Below are 20421 nucleotides of genomic sequence, written 5' to 3' on the forward strand. Positions count from 1 at the left end.
TTTTAATTAGAATGATGCGTTTATACCGAATGTAAAGGTTCTTGGATTTGGAAATCCTGACCAGTCAATACCTCTAGTAGGAACTCCTGAACCTAAATCTCCAGTAGCCACCGTAATCTCAGGATCTAAACCACTATAATCTGTGATTAAGAATAAGTTCTGTCCTGTTAAAGATAAACGTAATGACTTAAACAAACCGTCACCACTAAGAGGCCAATTATAACCAAGGGTTGCGTTTTGGAATCGAACAAAATCACCTTTTTCTAAATAACGAGTAGAAACATCGGCAGAAGCACCAGAGGCTTCGCCGCTAGTTCTTACATCTTGTGTAACGTTTCTAGCATTGGTGATTGAACCGGCGGTAAAAAGACCATTGGCGGTATTGTTGTAAACTGAGAACCCGAACTGGCTAGAAAAATAAGCCGCAAAATCCCAATTTTTAGCATTCAAATTCAATGATAAACCAGCAGTAACATCTGGAAGAGCATCTTCTCCTACAAATATCTTGTCTTGGAAAACATCACCAACACCATCACCATTCTGATCTTTAAAAGTTGGTTGGCCAGCGGAATCTAATCCTGTGTACTCAGCCATGTAATAAGAGAATAAAGAATGACCTGCAGCAAAACGCTGTGCAAATGCACCTGATAATCCTTGACCGTTAACCGCACCTGTATCAATTAAACCACCAAAGTCTTGAACTTCGTTTTGGTTGTAGGCTATGTTAAAGGAAGTTGAAAAGTTAAAATCAGCTTTTTGTATCCAATCATAACCTAAAGCAAGTTCAATACCTTGGTTAAGAATGGTTGCGTCAACATTACCAAACTGGAAAGGATCAACGGCTGGTGCAGCAGGTGGAGTTCTTAATAAAACATCTGTTGTTGTATTACGATATACATCTATACTACCGCTAAATCTATCTTGACCGAATCCGAAGTCAAGACCAACGTTCAAGTTTAACGTTGGCTCCCATTTTAAGTCAGGAACATCTGTAGCAACGATGGCTAAACCATTTGGATTGATATCTCCGTTATTTTGAATTCCAATTCCACCAAAACGTTGTCTTGCAACAAAGTTACCATAACCTAAACCATCTTGGTTACCTGTAACACCTGCACTCAATCGTAATTTTAAAGTAGAAACACTATCTCCGATAAAATCCTCTTCACCCAATTGCCATGCAAAAGCTCCTGAAGGGAAGATTCCATATTGATTTTCAGGTCCAAAACGAGACGAACCATCTGCTCTAACCGTAGCTGTAAATAAATATTTACTGGCTATTGAATAGTTAATCCTTCCGAAGAACGATTGCAATTCATCTGTATTGTCGAAAGTGTCAACAGCAAGTGCACGTACTCTTTGACTAAAAAGTCTCGGCACCTCCTCACCAGCAACTACCGTCGGTAGTAATCTGTTGATAAATAAAGTACTTGAATTCGTTCCGTAGTAAAACTGTTGGAAAGGACCGCTAATTGTTGCTTGTGCATCGTTCACAGTACGTTGTAAATCACTAACCATTCCATTTAGTGCGGTAGTTCCAAAACCACGAGCGGTTGCATTTCTACCACTTGTCTTAAAATCTTGGAAAGAGTATCCAACAAGAAAATCTAGTTTTGAATTACCCAAATCTTTATTGTAGTTCAACGTTATTTCCATTAGGCTATTTTCGCGCTCTAGAGTATTGTATGTTCCAAAACCAATACCTTGTATACCGTCTATATTTCTGACGGATGAGGCAATAACAGAGTTGTTCTCACCTTCCGACTTGTCATAACCTAAGTTAACTTTACCCGTAAGTTCTGAGGTAATCTTGTATTCAGCAGAACCATTAAGAAGGAGTCTATTCGTGTTCGTTCTAATTTGGCTGTTTGCCAAATAGTTCGCAGGAGATATGAGCCCTCCTTCTATATTTCTGACGGATGAGGCAATAACAGAGTTGTTCTCACCTTCCGACTTGTCATAACCTAAGTTAACTTTACCCGTAAGTTCTGAGGTAATCTTGTATTCAGCAGAACCATTAAGAAGGAGTCTATTCGTGTTCGTTCTAATTTGGCTGTTTGCCAAATAGTTCGCAGGAGATATGAGCCCTCCTTGAGCACCGAAATTTGATCCAGTTGTCCAAGTTGGATTCGCTGAATAAGCAGCACCCAGTATGTCACCTCTAAAACCGGCACCACCAGCTAGTGGGGCAGTTTCATCATTTACACGTGAAATGGTAGCAGAAAGACCAACGGTTAATTTGTCATCTAAAAAGCGGTGTCTTAGATTTACTCTACCTGTAATTCTTTCCAAATCGGTTTTTTCAATAACACCAAATTGCTTGCTATAACCAAAAGTTGCACGAATATTTCCTTTTCCGTAGTTATTAGAATACGAAAGGTTATTGTTTGTAGAAGCAGCTGTTCTTGTTATAAAGTCTTGCCAATCTGTATCGTTTCCAAAATCCGTTGTAGCCAAATCTGCGTTAGGATTGAATTGAAAAACAGTAGAAACGAATTCATCTCTATTTAAAAGGTCATATTCTCTCGCTGGACTTGCAACACTCAAATTAGATGACCATTCGAAAACACCTCCTTGAGCAGATTTTCCACTTTTCGTTGTTATGATTACAACACCATTCGCACCTCTAGAACCATAGATGGCAGTTGCGGAAGCATCTTTTAAGACACTAATACTTTCAATATCTGATGGATTTAAAAAGTTTAAAGGGTTTCTTGTGCTAGTTGCTCCTCCGTTACCAGCGTTACCGTCTGGTGAAGTGTTTTCCCCTGAAAGTGGCACACCATCAACTACAAAAAGTGGATTGTTATTTGCACGAACCGAGTTTGAACCCCTAACGTTAATAGAGATTCCCGCACCTGGCTCACCACTTGTTTGCTGAATGTTAACACCGGCAGTTTTACCCTGTATTAACTGTTCTGGCGAAGCAATTACACCGCCATTAAAGTCTTTTGCTGTAACCGCAGTAACTGATCCTGTCGCATCTTTGACGGTAGTCGTACCGTATCCAATAACAACAACCTCTTCCAACGCTTCTGCATCTTCTTGCATAATAGCGTTAATTGTAGATTGTCCATTCACCGCAATTTCTTGGGTTTTAAAGCCAACATAGCTAAAAACTAAGGTGGCATCACTTTCTGCATTAATGGTGTAGTTACCATCAAAGTCAGTTTGGGTTCCCGTGGTGGTTCCTTTGACCACCACACTAGCACCAGGTAAGGGGCCATTGGCGTCGGAAACAGTTCCGGTTACTTCCTGTGCCTGCGTAAGTCCAAAGCATAAAAATGCTCCGACCATGAACAAGCTTCTAAGTAGCGTAATCTTCATAGATGTTAATTTAAAGTTGAGTTAATTTAATTTTAAGTAAATACAAGCGTTAAAAATATGTAAAAAAAGTGTTAAATTGATTTTAAGAGAGATTTGAAAAACTACGAAAACGGTTTCGTGTTGATAACTTTTCCAAAATAAGAGTTTTCTGGTTTAAAGAGCTGTAAATTAAACATTTCGCATGTTTGTCTTATGAAAAACGAAAAATATGCAATTTTTGGCAAATATAATGTTTTTTATTTTTGAACCAGAATATTGGAATTTGCATTGTAGCAGTTCTAAGAATGTTAAAAAATAACATTTTATTAATAAAACTGGTTTAAACAAGTACATTGGATTTGTTAAACCCCATAATACAATCACATTGCGGCGAAAAATCACTTTAAAAGATATTGCTCGAGAACTTGAGGTTTCAATCTCAACAGTATCTAAGGCTTTAAAGAATAGCGAGGAAATAGGCAGGGATACCAAGGAAAAGGTGCAGGCCTTTGCCAAATTATACAATTATAAGCCAAACAATATTGCGATAAGCCTTAAAAATAAGTACACTAAAAATATCGGTGTAATCATTCCAGATATTGTTCATCATTTTTTTACTACCGTATTTAGAGGCATTGAAAAGTATGCTAATAGCAAAGGTTATAATGTTATCATTTGCGTTTCTGATGAATCATTCGATAAAGAGGTGATTAATATGGAATTGCTGGCAAATGGCAGCATTGACGGCTTTATCATGTCTTTATCTGCAGAAACAGAAGAGAAAAATGATTTTAGTCATTTAATTGAAGTTACAAATCAGGGTATTCCTTTGGTTTTATTTGATAGGGTGACCGACGTGATAAACTGTGATAAGGTAATACTGAACGATAAAGAAATATCATTTAGTGTGGTACAAAAATTCATTCAGTCAGGTAGAAAAAATATTGCTTTGGTTACCACAGATAACTATTTTAATGTGAGTAAGAAGAGAATGGAAGGGTATAAGAGTGCTCTCGAACATAACGGTATACCCTTAAATGAGAATAGAATTCTGACACTGCCTTATCATGATGAAATAGAAGACACCCAAATAACTGATTTTTTCAACTCCAATGAGATAGATGCTGTTCTTTGTGTAAATGAAATATTTGCCATACGTTGTATGAGAGTTGTGCAAAAAATGGGCATTAAAATACCAGAAGACATTTCATTTGTTGGATTTACTAATGGGATGTTGTCGAGGTATGCTTCGCCAAAACTGTCTTCAATTGCCCAGCATGGTGATAAAATGGGAGAAATAGCAGCTCAAATGTTAATAGAAAAGATAGAGAGAGAATATATAGAGGAGGAGGATGAGGCATATCGAACTGAGGTAATTGAAGGTACTTTAATAGAAAGAGAATCTACCATTAACTAATTCACAACTATTTTACGAAATGACTAAAACCGGATTTATATTCGATTTGGATGGTGTTATTGTTGATACTGCCAAATACCATTACCTAGCCTGGCGAAATTTAGCGGAAGAGCTTGGCTTTGAATTCACTGAAGAGCAAAATGAACTTTTTAAGGGAGTCAGTAGAAAACGCTGCCTAGAAATTTTGCTGGATATTGGAAATGTTGAAGCCTCTCAAGAAGATTTTGATAGATGGATGGTCGAAAAGAATGAAGATTATTTAAGATATATTGAAAAGATGAACGCTTCTGAAATTCTTCCTGATGTTACTCGGGTTTTGGAGTTTCTGAAAGAACGAAATATTCCTATTGCCTTGGGTTCGGCTAGCAAAAATGCCAGACCGATTTTAGAAAAGGTTGAATTATTGCACTATTTCGATGCTATTGTTGACGGAAACAATGTGACCAAAGCAAAACCAGACCCAGAGGTCTTTTTAATAGCCGCTGATAAATTGGGGGCTTCCCCCGAAAATTGTGTTGTTTTTGAGGATGCAGTAGCCGGAATTGAAGCGGCCAATACTGCAAAAATGGTCAGTATCGGAATTGGAGATGATAAAGTGCTTTCAGAAGCACATCACAATTTCAAAGATTTCACGGAAATGGATACGGAATTTTTAGAAGGCCTTATAAAATAGATAGTAAAGAAGATTCTCGCGAAGACGGGAATGATATTAAAAGAATTGCATGAATCAAGATTACATAAAAGCAGATAATTGGTCAATTATTGAAGAAGGCTTTGATAAAGAGCGCGTAAAGTCCTCTGAAAGTTTATTTAGTATTGGTAACGGAGCTATGGGGCAACGCGCCAATTTTGAGGAGCACTATTCGGGAGAAACTTTTCAAGGAAGTTATATCGGTGGAGTGTACTATCCTGATAAAACAAGAGTGGGTTGGTGGAAAAATGGCTATCCTGAATATTTTGCTAAAGTTTTGAACGCTCCAAATTGGATTGGAATCAAAGTCAGCGTAAACGGGGAAGCTTTAGATTTAAATACTTGCAAATCCGTTTCTAATTTCAAGCGGGAATTGAATATGAAAGAAGGTTGGTACCAACGTTCTTTTCAGGCCGAAACTTACAATAATATTCAGTTAGAGGTTAAAGTAACTCGTTTTTTGAGTCTGGACTTAGATGAAGTCGGTGCCATTAAGTACGAAATTACTCCGCTTGAGGATGCTGTTGAAATTCTCTTTGAACCGTATTTGGATTCCGGAATTACAAATGAAGACAGTAATTGGGATGATAAATTTTGGAATACTACGGATGTTGCATACGAGGGAAATCAAGCTTTTATTCAAGCGCATACAATGAAGACGAATTTTGCGACGTGTACTTTTATGCAATCGCAACTTCATCTTAACGGGAAGCCAATCGAACAAAAGCCTATTGAAACGAAAAAAGAACTTTCTATTTCTCATGGGTATTCGCAAGAGGTAAAAAAAGGAGAAACGCTAGAGCTTCATAAGTTTGGCGGTTATGTCGTTGATACCAATCATAAGAAAGAAGATTTAGTAGCAGCTGCAAAAAATGTCTTGCAAAAAGCAACTGATTTAGGTTTTGAAGCTTTGTTAGAAAAGCAAAAAGAGGCCTGGAACGATATCTGGGAAATGAGCGACATTTCTATTGAAGGTGATGTAAAAGCACAACAGGCCATCCGATTTAATATCTTTCAGCTAAATCAAACCTATTCCGGCAAGGATTCCAGACTAAATATTGGCCCAAAAGGATTTACTGGAGAAAAATATGGCGGAAGTACCTATTGGGATACCGAGGCCTATTGTATTCCGTTTTACATGGCAACAAAAGACCAAATTGTTGCTAGAAATCTCTTGGAATATCGGTACAATCATTTGGAAAAAGCCATTGAAAACGCCGAGAAATTAGGATTTTCAAACGGAGCTGCCTTGTATCCGATGGTCACCATGAATGGCGAAGAATGTCATAATGAATGGGAAATTACCTTTGAGGAAATCCATAGAAATGGAGCCATCGCTTTTGCCATTTACAACTACTACCGTTTTACGGGGGATTATTCATATATCCCAGAAATGGGATTGGAAGTACTTATTGGAATCGCTCGTTTTTGGCAACAAAGAGCCACATTTTCAAAGCAAAAAGAGAAGTACGTAATTCTAGGAGTTACCGGCCCCAATGAATATGAGAATAATGTCAATAACAATTGGTACACAAATTATTTGGCAAAATGGTGTATTAATTATGCCGTCGAGCAATTACAAAAAGTAAAGGATGGGTATCCTGAAGATTATGACCGAATCATTGGAGTTTCAAAACTGACAGACTCGGAAACTTCCAAATGGAAAAAAGTAGCTGCAAATATGTATTTCCCATTCTCCGAGGAAGAGGATGTTTTTCTGCAACAAGATGGATTCTTAGATAAAGAATTGATTACCGTTGAAGATTTGCCAAATTCGCAACGCCCCATAAATCAAAAATGGAGTTGGGATAGAATCTTACGTTCTCCTTACATCAAACAAGCTGATGTTTTACAAGGTTTTTATCTATTCGAAGACCACTTCACGACTGAAGAACTTCAAAAGCATTTCGATTTTTATGAACCTTTTACCGTTCATGAATCTTCACTATCTCCATGTGTTCATAGTATTCAAGCAGCAAAGTTAGACCGCATGCAACAGGCCTATACTTTCTATCTGCGCACATCGCGCTTGGATTTGGATGATTATAATAAAGAAGTTGAAGAAGGTTTACACATTACTTCTATGGCGGGTACTTGGATGAGCATTGTAGAAGGTTTTGGAGGAATGCGGGTTCTAGATGATAAATTGTCGTTCACACCTCGAATTCCAAAACAATGGAAGGCCTATTCTTTCAAAATCAATTTTAGAAAGCGAGTTTTAAAAGTAACGGTGTCTAACGAAGGGTCAAAATTTGAATTAGAGGGAGGCAAAGAAGATATGTCAATTCGTGTAAACGGAGAGCGGGTTGTTTTGGAACCTGCAAAGGTAATATCTATCTAAATTTATTTTACCAATGAAAGGGGTCTGGAAACGAACACTTCTATGTATTTCAATTGTATTTTTGGGCTGCCAAACCGATAAAAACACCACTGAGAAAATGACGCAAGGTCAAACCGCTAAAAAGAAACAAGTCGTTTATCAGGTATTCCCTAGACTTTTTGGAAATACAAATACTAATAATAAACCCTGGGGAACCCTTGAGGAAAACGGAGTTGGGAAATTTTCGGATTTCTCGAAGGAAGCGCTTAAGGAAATCAAAGATTTAGGGGTAACTTATATCTGGTACACAGGTGTTCCGCACCACGGAGTAATTACCGATTACTCCGAATTTGGAATTTCCAACGATGACCCTGATATTTTCAAGGGTCGTGCAGGTTCTCCGTATGCTGTTAAGGATTATTATAATGTGAATCCTGATTTGGCGGAAAACCCGGAAAAACGTCTGGAAGAGTTCCAGCAGTTAATAGAACGTACGCACGCCGCGGGTCTGAAATTACTAATCGATATCGTACCGAATCATGTTGCCAGAAATTATGAAGGCAAATCAACTCCAAAGGGCTCCGAACCTTTTGGTGCTACAGATAATACTTTAGTGGAATATGAGCGTGATAATAATTTTTATTATGTACCTGAGGCGGAGTTCAAAGTCCCAAATTGGGAAAATGGATACATTCCTTTAGGTGGAGATACTCATGTTTTATCTGATGGAAAATTCGAAGAGATTCCTGCAAAATGGACAGGCAATGGTTCTCGGTCACCACAGCCTAGTATGAATGATTGGTATGAAACTGTGAAAATAAATTATGGTGTTCGACCTGATGGTTCCTACGATTTTGATAGGCTTCCCGATGGATATGATTCAAAAAATTATAAAGAGCACTATCAATTTTGGTCAGATAAAGATGTACCTAGTTCTTGGAAAAAATTTAAAGATATCGCCCTGTATTGGGTAGAAATGGGAGTTGACGGCTTTCGTTATGATATGGCGGAAATGGTTCCGGTGGAATTCTGGAGTTATATGAATTCCCATATAAAAATGAAAAATGCTGATGCTTTCTTACTTGCTGAGGTATATCAACCAAGTTTATATCGGGAGTATCTGCTTAAAGGAAAAATGGATTACCTCTATGACAAAGTAGAACTTTATGATAGCCTAAAACACATCATGCAGGGTCATGGTTGGACAGATCATATTCCGAAAGTTCAAGAAGGCCTACAAGATATTGAGCACAATATGCTACACTTTTTAGAGAATCATGATGAGCAGCGAATTGCTAGTCCTGATTTTGCTGGCAGTGCTGAAAAAGGGAAGCCTGCAATGGTCGTTTCTGCAACAATAAGTACCTCACCAACAATGCTGTACTTCGGACAAGAAGTAGGGGAAGCCGGTAAAGAAGACGCAGGATTTGGTAAGCCAACCCGAACATCCATTTTTGATTATATAGGAGTACCAACACATCAAAGATGGCTTAACGATCGAAAGTTTGATGGAGGCCAACTATTTGAAGAAGAAAAAAGCTTACGTGATTTTTATAAGCGGCTCTTGAACTTTACTATTGGCAGCGATGCGCTTATGGGCGCATATGAAGATATTCACTATTACAATCGAGAACATACTAATAACTATAATCATCGAGTGCTTTCATTTGTGCGCTGGTCAGCAACCGAAAAACTAATTGTAGTTTCCAATTTTGATGCGGATACGGAGTATTCCTTTGAACTAAAAATACCTAAAGAACAAATTCAAAAATGGAATCTTATGGATGGGGAATATTCTATAAGAGATGTTTTATATGGAAGTGAAAACCTTCTAAAAGTGAATGATGGCATGGGTAAGATTCAAATCGAATTGAAAGGTTTGGAATCTTTCATTTTTCAGCTGAACTAACTTTTATTTTACAAAAAAGGCTTCCATTTGGAAGCCTTTTTTAATATGGGTTTCAACGTTTCATTTGACTTTATTGTAAATAAGTCCGGCCAAAAAGCCCATTACGGAATAAAAGACAATATAAATCAATCCATTAACAAGAGCTCCTGTTAAGTCAAGAACATTGGTTGTAGCATGGTTAATGAGTTCATTTCCTAATCCGACTAAGACACCGATAAGAATCCCATATTTCATACCATCTGAGGTCGTATAACGACTCTCATCCCAGTGTCTGAAAATACTTGAAAAGGCAAAGGCCTGAATTAGACATCCAAGTGCAAGTAGTCCCCATTCTGGGACTTCTTTTGGCACTCCAGCTGCAGTTCCTAAATGATTGTTAAGAAAGCTGTCAGCCAAAACTCCCCATAAAAGATAACCACCCATAAAGCCCCAAATGGCAGTTATGATGGTCGAGATTAAATTTGTTTTTGTAAACATAATATTGGTTTTAATTGGTTGTTGTGAAATAAATGTAATTAAAAATGAACTATTTTTTAAAACTTTAACAATTGTTATCTATCTGATTATATGTGATTTATGAAGTTTTTAGTCTATTTTTTGATTGAGGGGGATATCCATCTATAAATTTCTAAATTGCAGAACCAATTGTATATTTGAGGGTTATTTAAATGTAAATGATGATTAAGATGAAATTTGTTGGATTGGTACTTTCACTTTTCCTTTTTTTAAGCTGTGAAACTATGAACAAACCATTAGTAATTGGCCACAGAGGTGCGATGGGTCATGAAACAGAAAACACGGTAGCATCAGTTCAGAAGGCCTTGGATATGGGTGTAGATATGATTGAGATTGATGTCTTTAATGTGAAAAGTGGAGAGACGGTCGTTTTTCATGATGAAACCCTGGACCGTTTATCAAATGCATCTGGTTTTATTGAAGACTGGACCTATTTTGATCTTACTGCGGTTATTTTGGATGGAGGCCACAAAATACCTATGCTTCAAGACATTCTTAAAACCATTGATCACAAGGTTAGACTTAATATAGAATTGAAAGGTTCAAATACGACAAATCGGGTGAACTTTATTACCGATTATTACGTCAAAGAGATGGGTTGGAAAATTGATGATTTTGTTATCTCCAGTTTTAAATGGGATGAGCTTCGCGAAATGCGGAGAATAAATCCTGATATTCCTATTGCAATTCTCACTGAAAAAGACCCCGCAGATGCCATTGAAATAGCAAAGGAACTTAATGCTGAGGCGATTAATCCTAATTTTAGGATGTTAAACGCAGAAAATAATTTAAAAATCAAAGAAGCGGGTTTTAAGATTTATACATGGACAGTTAATGAGCCAGAAGATATTTTGGCCATGAAACGATTGGGCGTAGATGGCATCATAACAAACTATCCTGAACGGGTTAATTAATGTATGATGTGCTCATTATTGGAGGAGGTGCAGCTGGCTTTTATGCCGCAATTCATATTGCGGAGACGAATCCAAATCTAAAAATTGCCATCCTCGAACGGGGCAAGGATGTTCTTTCAAAGGTGAAAGTTTCTGGTGGTGGAAGATGTAATGTTACTCATGCGGAATTTGACCCTGGTGAACTGGTTAAAAACTACCCAAGAGGAGAGAAAGAACTTTTAGGGCCTTTCCACAACTATTGCAGTGGTGATACCGTTTCTTTTTTTGAAGAACGGGGAATTGCCTTGAAGATAGAAGAGGATGGTCGAATGTTTCCTGTTTCTAATTCCTCGCAGACCATTATCGATTGCTTTTTAAAAGAGACTGAACGTTTAGGAATTCAAATCCTTAAACATAGTAGTGTAGTGGGTATCACCACAATTGAAAATGACGGTGAAAATAGATGGGAAGTTACTTCCATTAAAAAAACCTACTACTGCAGAAAATTATTGATAGCTACAGGGAGCAATCCAAAAATCTGGAAAATACTTGAAAATTTAGGACACTCCATAGAACCCCCAGTTCCATCGCTCTTTACTTTTAATATCAAGGATGATCGGATTAAAGGAATTCCTGGTTTGAGTACCTATGCGAGTGTAGAGGTTTTAGCAAAAAAGGTGTACCAACCTAAAATTACAATACAGTTGAAAACCAAGGTGTCTGATAAGGTTTTGTTGCGTTCTGATGGACCAGTTTTGATTACGCATTGGGGCTTGAGCGGTCCAGCTATTTTAAAACTTTCTGCTTGGGGTGCAAAGTTTTTGAATGAAATGAATTATAAATTTCAGTTGAGAATTAATTGGCTTCCCGATTATCACTCGGAAGCTGTTATTAGTTTATTACAGGAAATTAAGACAGTAGAAGGAAAGAAAACAGTCCTACGTACGAAAGCGGTCGACATTCCAAGACGTTTATGGACTAATCTGGTTCGCGCAACCGGAATCTCTGAGGATACGAAATGGGCAGATACGAATAAAGAACAATTACAATCATTAGCCAATCAATTGACGAAATGCCAATTTTCCGTTGACGGGAAAAGTACATTTAAAGAAGAATTCGTTACAGCGGGAGGAATAAATCTAAAAGAGATTAATTTCAAAACCTTTGAAAGCAAAGTGCTACCCAACTTGTTTTTTGCAGGAGAAGTTCTGAATGTTGATGCCATAACAGGGGGATTTAATTTTCAAAACGCTTGGACGGGCGCTTATATAGCCGCCAAAGGAATAACAAAATCGTAAGTTATGATAACCTATATAGCCTTGTTAAGAGGAGTCAACGTCAGTGGTCAAAAGAAAATAAAAATGGCCGATTTAGAAGCCCTGATGGTGAAATTGGGCCTTAAGGATGTGGTAACTTACATTCAAAGCGGAAATCTGGTTTTTAGCTCAGAGGAAAGGAAGCTTCAGAATTTAGAAGATAAAATCAAAAAAGCTATTACAAATTCATTTGGTTTTGACGTTCCAGTTTTGGTGAAAACGAAAACTGAACTAGAGGATATTCTAAAAAAAAGTCCTTACTCTAAAAAAGAGGATTTAGAGGCAAAAAGAATTTATTATGTCTTATTAAAAAATGCCCCGGAAGGTGAATCCATTGCTAATCTGGTTCAGGAAGACTACCCTAACGAACTGTTTTCTATTAGCAATAAATGTGTCTATCTCAACTGTTTAAATGGCGCAGGAAAGGCCAAATTAACTAACAATATTATTGAGCGAAAACTAAAAGTGTCCGCAACTACTAGAAATCATAGAACAATGGTGAAGTTGTTGGAATTAGCTGATGAAAACTAAATTTAACAACCAACAACTATCTTTGCACAAATTCCGTTTTCAATGACAGAAAAAAACTTTATTCCTTCTGAATATTCCAATGAAATTTCAGAGGGGAAAGTGACTTACAAATCACCAAGTAACATTGCATTGGTAAAGTATTGGGGTAAAAAAGAAAATCAAATTCCGGCCAACCCTTCCATAAGTTTTACTTTGAATGCTTGTGCCACAACAACATCGATTTCCTATAAAAAATTAGCTTCGAAGACTTCGAATTTCTCATTTGATTTGTTGTTTGAAGGAAAACTCAAAGAAGATTTCAAACCAAAAATCGAAATCTTTTTGAATCGTATTGAAAAGTACCTTCCCTTCTTAAAGGATTTCCATTTTACCATTGAAACCTCGAACTCTTTTCCGCATAGTAGCGGAATAGCTTCTTCCGCCAGTGGTATGTCGGCTTTAGCGCTTTGTTTGATGGCCATTGAACAGGAACTAAATCCTGAAATGAAAGATGACTTTTTTAATAAAAAGGCATCTTTTTTAGCACGTTTAGGGTCCGGTAGCGCTAGCAGAAGTATTGAAGGCGATTTGATACAATGGGGAAATCATACAGACACTGATGGTAGTTCTGATTTATACGGAATCAAATATCCGTATGAAGTACATCCTATTTTTAAGAATTACCATGATACTATTTTGTTAGTCGACAAAGGACAAAAACAAGTAAGTAGTACCGTTGGTCATGATTTAATGCACAATCATCCTTTTGCCAAAAACCGGTTCGACCAAGCGCATGAAAATCTGACGAAATTAATAACCGTTTTTTCAAAGGGAAATTTAAAATCTTTTATTGAAATTGTTGAAAGTGAGGCGCTAACACTTCATGCAATGATGATGACCAGTTTGCCTTATTTTGTTTTGATGAAACCGAATACCCTTGAAATCATCAATAAAATATGGGCATTTCGGGAGTCTTCAAATACAAATGTTTGTTTTACTTTAGATGCTGGAGCCAATGTACACGTGCTTTATCCGGATTCTGAGAAGGATGAGGTATTTCAATTTATTAAGAATGAGTTGGTTGCATATTGCGAAAATGGACAGTACCTTTGTGATCGAATTGGTTTTGGTGCCAAAAAGATGTAACTTTTTAATCATTAAAGTGTCTTATTAGCGTTACATAGTTAACCATATTGAAGATTATATGAAAGGTCCCTTATTTTATTCTAAGATATTGCTCTTCGGAGAGTACGGAATTATTAAAGATTCGAAAGGTTTATCTATACCTTATAATTTTTTTAAAGGTGCTTTGAAGACGGATGAAAATCCATCTAAAGAAGCCTTAGATTCTAATGGTCACCTGAAGAATTTTGTGACTTACTTAGAAGAGGTTTCGAATGAAGAACCTGAGTTGGTTACGTTCAATTTTGAAGCTTTGAAAAAGGATGTTGAATCAGGAATGTACTTCGATAGCTCTATCCCACAAGGATATGGCGTAGGAAGCAGCGGAGCTTTAGTGGCTGCCGTTTATGACCAATATGCAAATGATAAGATTACGGTTCTTGAAAATCTTACCCGTGAAAAACTCCTAAAATTAAAGCTGATTTTTGGTAAGATGGAATCTTTCTTCCACGGAAAGTCTTCAGGGCTAGACCCTTTGAATAGCTATTTGAGCTTGCCAATCCTTATCAATTCGCAAGACAATATTGAATCCACTAGCATTCCTAGCCAAAACACTGAAGGTAAAGGTGCTGTATTTTTATTGGACAGTGGTACTACTGGAGAGACTGCTCCGATGGTTCAGTTGTTTATGGAGAAGATGAAGCAAGAAGGTTTTCGAACCATGCTGAAAAATCAATTCATCAAACATACAGATGCTTGTGTTGAAGATTTCGTAAATGGTAATGTAAAGTCGCTTTTCGGAAATCTAAAACAACTCTCACATGTGGTTTTAGATAACTTTAAGCCAATGATTCCGACAAAATTTCACCAACTTTGGAAACAAGGAATCGATACGAACGACTACTACTTAAAACTTTGTGGTTCAGGTGGTGGTGGGTATATTTTAGGTTTTACACAAGACATCGACAAGGCGAAATCTGCACTTAAAGATTATAATTTAGAAGTGGTGTACAACTTCTAGTACAACACCCTCAAAAATGCTTAGTAGAAAAAACAAACTCTTACTTTTAAAGTTATTGAGTCTGTTTTCAGTGGTTCGAGGCTACAATATTCTGATGATTGCTTTGGCGCAGTACCTGGCGTCAATCTATATTCTGTCGCCTGATTTACCGCTTCGTAAAGTGGTCTTTGATTTAAATCTCTTTTTTATTGTATTAGCATCCGCACTGGTCATTGCTAGTGGATACATCATCAACAACTTTTACGACGCGGAAAAAGACCTGATTAACAAGCCGAAGAAAAGTATGTTGGATCGATTGGTAAGCCAACGATTTAAGTTGACCACCTATTTCATTTTAAACTTTCTAGCTGTTTTTGCAGCGAGTTATGTTTCTTTTAGGGCCGTTCTTTTCTTCTCTGCTTATATCTTCGGAATTTGGTTCTATTCCCATAAACTTAAGAAAGTACCTTTCATAGGTAATTTTGTTTCTGCGACCTTGGCAATTGCACCCTTCTTTGCCGTATTCGTTTACTACAAGAATTTTGAGAACGTAATTTTTGTGCATGCTATCTTTTTATTCCTTTTAATTTTAGTTCGAGAAATGATAAAAGATTTGGAGAATATGAAAGGCGACCTCGCACAGAACTATCGAACCATTCCTATCCTATATGACCCAAAGGTTTCAAAGTTTATGATTGCAGGTTTGATTTTACTTACCCTTATCCCTTCCCTTTTATTGATTATGAAATTTGATGTTGGCTTGATGAACTACTATTTCATGGCATGCATTGCACTTTTGATTTTGTTTCTTGTGTTATTGCTACAGGCGAAAACGAAAAAGCACTATGTTTGGCTACACAACATTTTAAAATTTATCATTATTGTCGGTGTCTTTAGTATCCTATTAATTGATATTGATTTGGTGCTAAATCGTATTTTGTAAGTGCTGATTTTCGGTACGACTCATTATAAAATTAATTTATCCATGGAAAATATTCTTAAAGTAGCACTAGCGCAGATTTCACCTGTATGGCTTGATAAGGCAGCTACGGTAAAAAAAATAGAAACGACCTTAAAAGAGGCTGCCGCGCAAAATGCTGAACTTATCGTTTTTGGGGAAGCATTATTGCCTGGATATCCCTTCTGGCTAGCATTAACTGATGGTGCCGAATGGGATAAAAAGATTAATAAAGAAATACATGCCCATTACGTTCGAAATTCAATTCAAATTGAAGCTGGTGAATTAGACTCCATTTGTAAGTTAGCTAAGGAAAATAGTATTGCCATTTACTTGGGGATAATGGAACGCGCCCAGAACAGAGGCGGACATAGTATTTATGCTTCTTTGGTTTACATTAATCAGAAAGGAGAAATAAAGTCTGTTCACAGGAAATTACAACCCACCTACGATGAACGTTTAACTTGGGCTCCTGGTGATGGTAATGGCTTGCAAGTGCACCCACTGAAGCAATTTACCGTTGGCGGACTCAACTGCTGGGAAAATTGGATGCCATTACCACGAACAGCACTATACGGGCAGGGAGAAAATCTTCATATAGCTGTTTGGCCTGGGAGTGAACATAACACTAAAGACATAACGCGATTTATAGCCAGAGAGTCGCGCAGCTTTGTGATTTCAGTTTCTTCATTAATGCAGAAATCTGACTTTCCAAAAGATACACCTCATATGGATGCTATTTTAGCAAAAGCACCCGAAACCCTAGCCAACGGGGGTTCATGTATTGCTGGTCCTGATGGAGAATGGCTTATCGAACCCGTTCTTTATAAAGAAGGTTTGATATATCAAGACTTGGATTTTAATCGGGTGTATGAAGAGCGTCAAAATTTTGACCCAGTTGGGCATTATTCAAGACCTGACGTTACTAAATTGACTGTAAATAGAGAGCGGCAATCTACTGTGGAGTTTGAGGATTAAGACTACCTTTGTAAAAAAGAACACAATGGGTAGGTCAGATTCCAATAATGGAGGTAAAAAGAAACCTGAAAAAAAGGTGGGAGCTTTTCGAAATAGAAATATTGGAAAGGGAAAATCTTCAGTTAAAAAAACGGAAAGGAAACAACCCTCAAATCCGAATGAGATTCGATTGAATCGGTACTTGGCAAACTCAGGTGTATGCTCACGCCGTGAAGCTGATATTTATATCACCGCAGGTAATGTGACCGTCAATGGAAAACCCATTTCTGAAATGGGCTATAAGGTGAAGTTGACCGATGATGTTCGATTTGACGGTCGTAGGCTGAACCCTATAAAAAAAGAGTACGTTCTACTGAACAAACCCAAAGACTTTGCGACCAAAGGTAGAGATGAGCGCGGAAGACGTACAGCAGCAAGTTTGGTTGCGGGAGCTTCTAAATCTGAATTAACCGCAGTTGACAAGTTAGATAAAAGCACTACTGGCCTCATTCTATTTACAAACGATGGAGAACTTTCAAAAAGATTAGCAAGACCAAAAAACGGACTTCGAAAAATATATCATGTTACTTTGACCAAAGAATTGCGAAGTGCCGATTTAAAGCGCATCAAAGAAGGTTTGTCTGTTGAAGATCACGTGGTTCGAGTTCAAGATATTAGTTTTATTGATAATACCCCTAAAAATCAAGTAGGGATTGAGATTTATAGCTCAAGAAATAATATCGTAAAGCGTCTATTTGAAGAGCTTGATTACGAAGTCACGAAACTAGATAGAGTAGTGTATAGTACCCTTACTAAAAAAGATCTTCCCAGAGGACATTGGCGTTATCTTACTAAGCAAGAAGTTATTAATTTAGGAATGGTTCAGTAGTTTCTTTTACACCAACCCAGTTACTGCAGCAATAAAACCAACAATTAGAATCAGAAAAAACAAAGCCAAACTGATACCGTAAATGACGACTACTTCAGATTTAGTGGAAGTTTTAGTACTGAAATAGTTGTGCACAAAAGGAATTCCTAAAACAGTCCCGAAAATAAATAATAGTGTAAAAGGAATGGCTCCAATAAAAGTAGCCGGTTCATTCGTTCGTTTGACCATGGTTGCTCGTGCTGCATAGTGGCAAACTATTGGGTAAGCAATTAGAATTCCTCCAAAATTTATGAATTCTCGTGAGGTGTAAATAAGGTATGCATATTCACTCCAACTACTATTTTTTAACGGGATTTCAATAATTGTTGCAACTAGATTGAAAAGAATGAAAATCCATAGAAAAGTATAAGCGATTTTAAACCATCTTCGAGCTAAACCAATTTCTGTTTCTTGAACTGAATATACCGCACTCCTCAACCAGACTAGCCATAGAAGTATGAATACACCCAAAATAAGCGATAGAATGGCTAAAAGAAGACTCGCGAACTGATTTATTTCAGGATTAGAAATTGTACGAAAAGCAATGGAGATACCGGTATGAAACAAAAACAAAACCAATGGCCCAAGCACTAAATAAATGGCTAGTTTCTTTGGGGAAAGGTTGAAAATGTAATCTGTTAGTTTTTGCATTGCTTATTCTTGTGAAATCAACTTCCCAAAAGCATCATATTTTTTATCGCCCAATTGATAGGTCTTTTGAACTCCCGTGCCATTAATGAAATATCCGTTACTATCAGTTTTTACGATGACTTTTCCGGTTTTATTAATGAGTAAATAGCCATCGCCTTTGGAAACTAAAGCAATTCCATTTTCAAAAGAATTTGCCCTGTTATAGACTAGAGGTAATATAATTTCTCCCGTTTTGTCAACAAACCCATACTGACCTTCGTCATTCTTTATAATGGCTAGACCTTCTGAAAATGCCTCTGCATCAGCATATGTACAAGGCACAATTACTTTCCCAGAAACATCCATAAAACCATACTTTTCATTTGACCTAACCATTGTTAGACCTTCTGATTGTATGACTATTTCATCAACGCCTTCAACTTTTTTGATATTTCCTACAGAGTCTATGGTATACACTTCTTTGTCATGACTTAGCGCGTGAGCATATTCTTTATTTACATACCATACGTTTGAGAATTCAAGGTCAGAAAGTTTTTTGAGGTTGACATCATGGGCAATAAAGCCATGCTCTAAATTTTGCTGTATAAATACATGTCCGTTGCTAGTTTCATATACGTTTACAGCTTCCATCTTGTTTAGACGTTTGTCCGCTATATTCAGATAAAAATAGGTTTCATCTTCCATAAAAAAGCGGTTGCCAATACGTTCTAAGGGTCTTTCATCAATTCTAAAGATTTCTTTTGCATCTTCATCCATAAAAATGAGGTGCTCTTTGGTCTGATTGAGTAGAATTTTTCGGAATAAGCCATTGTTTGTTGCCGTGAATGGTACCGTTTGAAAACCTTCTTCAGTTTGAAAATAAAGCATTATCGTATCAATGTTTCCTCTAAAAAAGTATTTTCTGTGGTTAACTCCGTCGGTATCTTTTCCACCTTCAATTTTTGAAACATTTTTGATTAAATACTTTTTGAGCTCTTCTACATCATTAAATTTATCCTTTTTCAGTCTGCCTTGCACATCTTCTAAAAGTGAAAGCATTGCTGCCATAGTATCCCCTGCAGAATCATCAGCGGTGGGGGAGAATGAACTGCTATTTTGACCTAAGGGTTTGCCATCTTTGTTGAAAGCTCTAAGGTACATTCCGTCTGCATATGCATCGCTAATCGTTATATAGAGGTGGTTTTTTTCAATCTTTTTAACTTTTACGACACCCTGCTTGTAATTCAGTTTTTTTGTTTTCTTGGTTAATTGTAAGGAGTCATAGGCCTTGGTATAACGAATGTTGTAATCAATTTCAATGCTATCAATGACCTTAATGTCACCCCAGTCTTCCTCCCAGAAAAAACTAATTTTGTTGTTTTCAATTCCGCTCATTACGGGCGTACTATTTCTATAATAGATTTTCCTCGGAACAAACCACTCTTCCATACTTTCAGATAAATCGGCTTGATTCCAATAGTCATCATCGATTTTATCAAATTTCAAGTGCGATTTATTTTCCTTAAAAGTTTGTAGAAAACCCATGTTTTCAAACTGTTGGGTCATCACTTTAACTACTGAAGTATCAATTCGGAAAGGTTCCGTAAGGCGTTCTTCTTCGTCCGTTATCATTTTTGGTTCTTCACCCGGAGCATCAAAAAACCCCATAAAGGCCTTTATTCCCTCAATACCTTCATCTAGTTCTTTTTCAAGTTCCTCAAGACTTGCGCCGTCTATTCTTTCAAGAAAAGCTTCCATTTCAGGATTTATATCTTGCGCCTGCATCGGGGCAAACAGGGATAGTAAAATGATACTAAAAGTTAGAACACTATTCTTCATTTCGGTTGGTTGGTTTGAAAATTTTCGGAGGTAACTTTACTACAAACGTAGCTACCGTTATATTATTTCGGTAAAACTAAACCGTTATCTTCCATCGTTTTACACTGAA

General features: G+C 37.1%; 16 protein-coding genes. 12 read left to right on the forward strand and 4 right to left on the reverse strand.

Going from position 1 to position 20421, the window contains the following annotated elements:
* Positions 1-6: 6 nt before the first annotated feature.
* Positions 7-3327 carry a SusC/RagA family TonB-linked outer membrane protein gene (locus FEE95_RS22300; RefSeq protein ID WP_238474526.1) on the reverse strand — a complete coding sequence of 1107 codons (3321 nt, stop codon included), beginning with the start codon at positions 3325-3327 and terminating at the stop codon, positions 7-9.
* Between the two features lie 364 nt (positions 3328-3691).
* Here FEE95_RS22300 and FEE95_RS08360 point away from each other — a divergent pair, with 364 nt between their 5' ends.
* From FEE95_RS08360 to FEE95_RS08375, 4 genes are read left to right on the forward strand one after another with little or no spacing between them, the layout of a single operon-like run.
* Positions 3692-4723 (forward strand): LacI family DNA-binding transcriptional regulator, encoded by a 1032-nt coding sequence (locus tag FEE95_RS08360; protein WP_138657411.1) that lies wholly within the window; start codon positions 3692-3694, stop codon positions 4721-4723.
* A gap of 19 nt (positions 4724-4742) precedes the next feature.
* Positions 4743-5396, forward strand: a complete 654-nt coding sequence (gene pgmB, locus FEE95_RS08365; RefSeq protein ID WP_138657412.1) for a beta-phosphoglucomutase — start codon at positions 4743-4745, stop codon at positions 5394-5396.
* A 49-nt stretch (positions 5397-5445) separates the two neighbouring features.
* A complete protein-coding gene (locus FEE95_RS08370) occupies positions 5446-7755 on the forward strand; it encodes a glycoside hydrolase family 65 protein (RefSeq protein ID WP_138657413.1) in 2310 nt (769 codons plus the stop codon).
* Positions 7756-7768: 13 nt separating this feature from the next.
* A complete protein-coding gene (locus tag FEE95_RS08375) occupies positions 7769-9643 on the forward strand; it encodes an alpha-amylase family glycosyl hydrolase (protein ID WP_138657414.1) in 1875 nt (624 codons plus the stop codon).
* Positions 9644-9703: 60 nt separating this feature from the next.
* Here FEE95_RS08375 and FEE95_RS08380 read toward each other — a convergent pair whose 3' ends face one another.
* Positions 9704-10120: a hypothetical protein gene (locus FEE95_RS08380; protein ID WP_138657415.1), complete on the reverse strand. Its 417-nt coding sequence runs from the start codon at positions 10118-10120 to the stop codon at positions 9704-9706.
* A gap of 263 nt (positions 10121-10383) precedes the next feature.
* Here FEE95_RS08380 and FEE95_RS08385 point away from each other — a divergent pair, with 263 nt between their 5' ends.
* Genes FEE95_RS08385 through FEE95_RS08420 form a run of 8 tightly spaced genes read left to right on the forward strand, consistent with a single transcriptional unit; the run spans position 10384 to position 17804 of the window.
* The gene (locus FEE95_RS08385; protein WP_238474527.1) at positions 10384-11073 is read left to right on the forward strand and encodes a glycerophosphodiester phosphodiesterase; all 690 of its coding nucleotides are present in this window, start codon (positions 10384-10386) and stop codon (positions 11071-11073) included.
* The gene (locus FEE95_RS08390) at positions 11073-12350 is read left to right on the forward strand and encodes a BaiN/RdsA family NAD(P)/FAD-dependent oxidoreductase (RefSeq protein WP_138657417.1); all 1278 of its coding nucleotides are present in this window, start codon (positions 11073-11075) and stop codon (positions 12348-12350) included. The genes FEE95_RS08385 and FEE95_RS08390 overlap by 1 nt, the downstream gene beginning before the upstream one ends.
* Before the next feature lie 3 nt (positions 12351-12353).
* Positions 12354-12899, forward strand: coding sequence for a DUF1697 domain-containing protein (locus FEE95_RS08395; RefSeq protein ID WP_138657418.1), 546 nt, complete (start codon positions 12354-12356; stop codon positions 12897-12899).
* A 42-nt stretch (positions 12900-12941) separates the two neighbouring features.
* Positions 12942-14024: a diphosphomevalonate decarboxylase gene (locus tag FEE95_RS08400; protein WP_138657419.1), complete on the forward strand. Its 1083-nt coding sequence runs from the start codon at positions 12942-12944 to the stop codon at positions 14022-14024.
* 58 nt (positions 14025-14082) lie between these two features.
* Positions 14083-15021, forward strand: coding sequence for a mevalonate kinase family protein (locus tag FEE95_RS08405; protein WP_138657420.1), 939 nt, complete (start codon positions 14083-14085; stop codon positions 15019-15021).
* Positions 15022-15037: 16 nt separating this feature from the next.
* Complete coding sequence (locus tag FEE95_RS08410) at positions 15038-15943, forward strand: geranylgeranylglycerol-phosphate geranylgeranyltransferase (protein ID WP_138657421.1); 906 nt, start codon at positions 15038-15040, stop codon at positions 15941-15943.
* 42 nt (positions 15944-15985) lie between these two features.
* Positions 15986-16936: a carbon-nitrogen hydrolase family protein gene (locus FEE95_RS08415; RefSeq protein WP_138657422.1), complete on the forward strand. Its 951-nt coding sequence runs from the start codon at positions 15986-15988 to the stop codon at positions 16934-16936.
* Positions 16937-16961: 25 nt separating this feature from the next.
* Positions 16962-17804: a pseudouridine synthase gene (locus FEE95_RS08420; RefSeq protein WP_138657423.1), complete on the forward strand. Its 843-nt coding sequence runs from the start codon at positions 16962-16964 to the stop codon at positions 17802-17804.
* Between the two features lie 6 nt (positions 17805-17810).
* On the opposite strand, the gene FEE95_RS08425 is transcribed toward FEE95_RS08420, so the two are convergent.
* Together FEE95_RS08425 and FEE95_RS08430 are read right to left on the reverse strand one after the other, a co-directional pair.
* A complete protein-coding gene (locus FEE95_RS08425; protein WP_138657424.1) occupies positions 17811-18494 on the reverse strand; it encodes a hypothetical protein in 684 nt (227 codons plus the stop codon).
* A gap of 3 nt (positions 18495-18497) precedes the next feature.
* Positions 18498-20312, reverse strand: coding sequence for a WG repeat-containing protein (locus FEE95_RS08430; protein WP_138657425.1), 1815 nt, complete (start codon positions 20310-20312; stop codon positions 18498-18500).
* Positions 20313-20421 lie beyond the last annotated feature (109 nt).

The sequence above is a fragment of the Maribacter algarum (ex Zhang et al. 2020) genome, assembly GCF_005885635.1.
Lineage (GTDB): Bacteria > Bacteroidota > Bacteroidia > Flavobacteriales > Flavobacteriaceae > Maribacter_C > Maribacter_C algarum.